This is a genomic window from Gilliamella sp. HK2 (genome assembly GCF_001690265.1).
Taxonomy (GTDB): domain Bacteria; phylum Pseudomonadota; class Gammaproteobacteria; order Enterobacterales; family Orbaceae; genus Gilliamella; species Gilliamella apicola_C.
This window is the reverse complement of sequence record NZ_LZGV01000033.1, coordinates 1-5177: the sequence shown is the minus strand read 5'-3', so window position 1 is coordinate 5177 and position 5177 is coordinate 1. Positions and strand designations below refer to the sequence as shown.

Below are 5177 nucleotides of genomic sequence, written 5' to 3'. Positions count from 1 at the left end.
GATTATGAATTGCTACATAGTGGTGACTTTGATTATGAAATGAATGATATTCCTTATACTTATCACGGTAAGCCTTTTACTGGTTTATTTTATGATTACTCTTCAGGATTTGTATTAGGTGAATCACTATGTATTAACGGTTGGATTGTAAAAGATATTAGTTATCATCCTGATGGTACAGGTCGAATAAAAAGGTACGAAGAAAAACATATTGATATTACCGAAACAACTGGCGATAGAACTTGGTATCTGGAGTGGGAAAATAATGCATGTAAAAGGATTGAATCACGCTATTTAGATTATGCAGAAACAGATCATTCAGGTAATTTAGAATTACATTTCAATGAACAAGAACAGATTAAACAAGCAATTATTGAGGGTGATTATGCTTATGTCTCATTATTAGTGCCTCGAGATGATCTTGGTCTTGATTTTAAAACCTTTGATGATTTATTGGCAAAACAGAATATTTTTGCCGATAACCTCTCTATCTGGTCAATTGAGGATTCATTATTTAACCAATGGTTAGATCGAGGACTGTTAAATCAGGTTAAGCAATTAGAGTTATGCTATGCAAATATAGAACTTTCAACCATTGGAAGATTGGCTGAATTACCTGCTTTACAAACATTAAATTATCGAGAATCTTCCGTATATAAAACGAATCTCGTTTATGCTGAAAAACAAAAACAGCAATATCGAGCACAAGCGCTTGCCTTATTTGCCCTACAACAAAATAGTAATATCAAAATAACCTTTAATGACGGCAGAATCGATTATTTTCAAGAATTCTTACCCGATGATTTAAAACATCAACTTACTTAACAGATTAAAATATCGTGCTAATACAAAACAAAGCAACGAATCAACAGTAAGTAATCAACTTAATCGTGAGTTTACCGTAGGTCAACAACGAAAAGTGTTAGTGACTGATTTAACTTATGTGAGAGTAAAACAACAATGGCATTACCTTTGTGTGATTATTGATGTAAGCAATCGAGAAATCGTGGGACGAAGTGCTGGAAAACATAAAAATGCTCAACTGGTTATGGATGCTATCAGCCAAATCCCTATTAACTTAACTTAAAATCTTAACAAAATGGAAACCACACGCATTCTTGCCGATGTCAGTGGGCAATATTAGTAATCCCAATGTCGTTAAAGCAATGATTATTGGCCAAGTAGCCGCAGACAGTGCCCTAGGTATCATGATTTCGACTGACGTTGCATCGGCCATTTATTCAACCATAGAAGATAAAACAATTCCCCCCGATGAAAAACTATCAAGAATATTAAGGCTAATAGCGGCAGGAGTAACCGTTGGTGCATTAACCTACATCAACATTAAAAGTGCTCGTGCCAGTTTTAGTTTTATAGAAGAAGACGCTTCTTTAGTTCGAAAAATGACAAGAGAAGAAGTTGATGCTATGCTAAAAAACCCCGAGATAATAATACTTGAGCATGGCGAGGGATTATCAACACAATCAACACGAAAAACCACCGAGATCACAACTATTGAACATGGCGGGGAATCAACAACACAATCAACACGAAGAATCCCCGAAATTACAACAACTGAACATGGCGGGGAATCATCAACACAACTAGCCATAATACCCGAAACAAGAACAGCAGTTAGACAATTACAAGAGCTAAAATTATTACCCTTTCTGGACAACACTATAACACACCCCCCTAAGTTGCTCCCCAACATATTAGTCATTAACCAAGATTATTTACATAATTTAACTATACCCCCTATGACTGAATTGTTTTTAAAAAAAGAACTTTTCAAGCATATAAATTTAGATAACCCCATTGAAGCAATAGACTATGCTTTAAACGGTGGGCTACTTGCTTTACCTGATAAATTAGCAAGTAGTCAAAAAATACAGGTTCTAGCCAGAGCAGATGATCAACCTTTAAGTAAAATTGTAATAGACTCATTTTTTGGAGAGCGCAGACATCCTTTCAATATTGGTAGGTTTAAGCAAATGGCTAGAAGTAGAAGGTTGGGAAATGGCGATTGGAAAGAGCTTACCGCTATCTCTCGAGCAATATGTATGGTTGAAGGCATTACATTTGATACAACCCAAGAGTTTGCCAATTTACCTTTTAAGTTGAAACAAGCCACTGAAGCTAAGGTAGTCTTTGCTGATACAAACAAATTTACTGGTAATTCGGCGCCGATTCAAGTGATCGATATTGACCGTTATATATCAAAATTAGCCGGATTATACCCTGACGAAAAAATGGATGAATTGACAGAAGATTTAATAGAAAACTATTTAGTCAAACATAAAAATCATCTATCAAACTTTGATGGTATGCCAGGTGCCCATGCTGAAATATTGGCTGTCGATTATGTATTTAAACAACTGCGAGCACGGGGACTAGATCCCAAAAAATATTTAAGTGCTATTGAAGTATATACCCTGAAAACTAATCGCCCAACAAAAAAAGACGATTTTTTACGTGAATTTGAAGCCTGTGCTAATTGTAGTGGTATATTAGATCCGCAAATTAAAGTTTATACAGGACGAAAAGGTGAAAGAAATGAATAAAATAAACAATACCCCCTTATTTAACCTACCTGTGCGGGTAGAGTTAAGTTATTTACAACAAATTAGCGGTTTGTACTTTTTAAATGATGTGCTGTTTACAGGGCTGGCTTATGACCATCGTGAACAAAAACTGCATAAAGTGTACAAAATCACCCAAGGTAAGATCACGGCTGAAGATGATTACGGTTTTTTTAAATACCACAGCCCAATAAAAATTGATTATGATGTCATTGATGAAGAGCATGATTATGATTATGAATTGTTTTATCAAGGAAAACTATTTAACGGGATTACCTATTGTTATTGTAATGGCTTTGTCTCTATGGAGTTGTTCTGGATTGATGGCTATGTTGTCGAAACGGTCAGCTGGTACTCTGATGGCTCGGGATTAATTCGTTATTATAAAACGAATTATAGCCAAAACCAATGTAAGTTTGAGTGGCATTATAAACAGTTGACAACGATTAATATTATGAGAGAGCAAGAACATATCCGCTTTAATTTTAACAATAACAACCAAATCGAATCTTGCGGTTTGACTATTGAGAATATCGCACATTTAGGTAATTTAGTTAAACGAGACGATTTGCCTTTACCGGCCAATAATCTAACTGAATTACTGGCGCATTACCCATTAGCGGATGAGATTGTGTTAAACATTAAGCGCGATGATAATTTTAACTATTTTATTAACCACACTCATTTTCGAGCCATTAAAAAATTACAACTGTCCACCGAACATTTGTCTTTACCCGTGCTCACGCAACTCATGGAGTTGCCCAACTTAAAAAGTATCTTTTTTGACGATGATAGCTTCAGTAAATCTCGATTACAACGCTTACCAGAAGAAGAACAAATAATTAAACAACAACAATGTGATGAACATAACCATGCCTTATTAACATTATTATTGGCTATACAAGCTAAGCAACATTGCCAAATTAGGCTAGACTCCAATTCAGGGCTATGGTTTGACTATTCGCCAGTGAATGGGAAAATAATTGCTGATATTAATCAAAGTAATTTCCAGTTTTTATTACAAAATTTGCCCCTTGATAAAATTACTCAGCTTGATTTACGGCAACGTGGCTTTCCTATTGCTTTATTAATACAACTTGCGCAATTTACCCATTTAAAAAGCCTAACAATTGAAGAGAAAAAAGATTATTCGCGTAATGAAGAAGCATTAGATAAACAGGCTAAAGCACTTATCTATCAACAGCGCGAACAGCGTAATCAAGAAGTTTGGGCATATTTAAAAACGTTACAACTACAATTGCATTGTGATATCAAAATGATATCTGACACATTCCAAGTTTTTGAAAGGCGCTATCAAAGCTATTTAACACATTGAAGAAAAATGAATAATATAAATAATACCCCCTTATTTAACCTACCTGTACGGGTAGAGTTAAGTTATTTACAACAAATTAGCGGTTTGTACTTTTTAAATGATGTGCTGTTTACAGGGCTAGCTTATGACCATCGTGAACAAAAACTGCATAAAGTGTACCAAATCACCCAAGGTAAGATCACGGCTGAAGATGATTACGGTTTTTTTAAATACCACAGCCCAATAAAAATTGATTATGATGTCATTGATGAAGAGCATGATTATGATTATCAATTGTTCTATCAAGGAAAACTATTTAACGGGATTACCTATTGTTATTGTGATGGCTTTGTCTCTATGGAGTTGTTCTGGATTGATGGCTATGTTGTCGAAACGATCAGCTGGCACCCGGATGGCTCGGGATTAATTCGTTATTATAAAACGAATTATAGTCAAAACCAATGTAAGTTTGAGTGGCATTATAAGCAGTTGACAACGATTGATATTATGAGAAAACATGAGCGTTTCAGCTTTAGTTTTAACGATAACAACCAAATCAAGTCTTGTGTTTTGGCGATTGATAATATTACAAATTTAGGCAACTTAATTAAACGAGATGATTTGCCTTTACCGGCTAATAATCTAACTGAATTACTGGCGCATTACCCATTAGCGGATGAAATCAAGATTAATATTCAGCGCGATGATAATTTTGACTATTTTATTAACCACACCCATTTTCGAGCCATTAAAAAATTACAACTGTCCACCGAACATTTGTCTTTACCCGTGCTCACGCAACTCATGGAGTTGCCCAACTTAACAAGTATCTTTTTTGACGATGGTGGTATAACGGATTATGACTTAAACAGATTGCTAGCACAAGAAAGAAACAGTAAACAGCAACAATGTGATGAGCGTAACCATGCCTTATTAACATTATTATTGGCCATACAAGCTAAGCAACATTGCCAAATTAGACTAGACTCCAGCTCAGGACTATTATTTAGTTATTCGCCAGTGAATGGGAAAATAGTGGCTGATATTAATCAAAGTAATTTCCAGTTTTTATTACAAAATTTGCCCCTTGATAAAATTACTCAGCTTGATTTACGGCAACGTGGCTTTCCTATTGCTTTATTAATACAACTTGCGCAATTTACCCATTTAAAAAGCCTAACAATTGAAGAGAAAAAAGATTATTCGCGTAATGAAGAAGCATTAGATAAACAGGCTAAAGCACTTATCTATCAACAGCGCGAACAGCGTAATCAAGAAGT

At 35.1% G+C, this 5177-nt stretch carries 5 protein-coding genes; all 5 read left to right on the top strand.

The annotated features are described in order from the left end of the window. Positions 1 to 825: hypothetical protein (locus tag A9G45_RS14310; RefSeq protein WP_176700680.1), on the top strand; the 825-nt coding region annotated here is incomplete at its 5' end. A gap of 100 nt (positions 826 to 925) precedes the next feature. Further along, a complete protein-coding gene (locus A9G45_RS14305) occupies positions 926 to 1087 on the top strand; it encodes a DDE-type integrase/transposase/recombinase (protein ID WP_176700681.1) in 162 nt (53 codons plus the stop codon). A gap of 37 nt (positions 1088 to 1124) precedes the next feature. Then, positions 1125 to 2564, top strand: coding sequence for a YwqJ-related putative deaminase (locus A9G45_RS03130; RefSeq protein ID WP_065566961.1), 1440 nt, complete (start codon positions 1125 to 1127; stop codon positions 2562 to 2564). Then, entirely contained in the window at positions 2557 to 3918 is a 1362-nt protein-coding gene (locus tag A9G45_RS03125; RefSeq protein ID WP_065572363.1) for a hypothetical protein, read from the top strand. Before A9G45_RS03130 ends, A9G45_RS03125 begins: the two co-directional genes overlap by 8 nt. 6 nt (positions 3919 to 3924) lie before the next feature. Then, positions 3925 to 5177: hypothetical protein (locus tag A9G45_RS03120; protein WP_141673584.1), on the top strand; the 1253-nt coding region annotated here is incomplete at its 3' end.

Bases quoted from the DNA above. Each gene is read 5' to 3' on its own strand.
- A9G45_RS03130 (WP_065566961.1), top strand. From the start codon at position 1,125: ATGTCAGTGGGCAATATTAGTAATCCCAATGTCGTTAAAGCAATGATT.
- A9G45_RS03125 (WP_065572363.1), top strand. From the start codon at position 2,557: ATGAATAAAATAAACAATACCCCCTTATTTAACCTACCTGTGCGGGTA.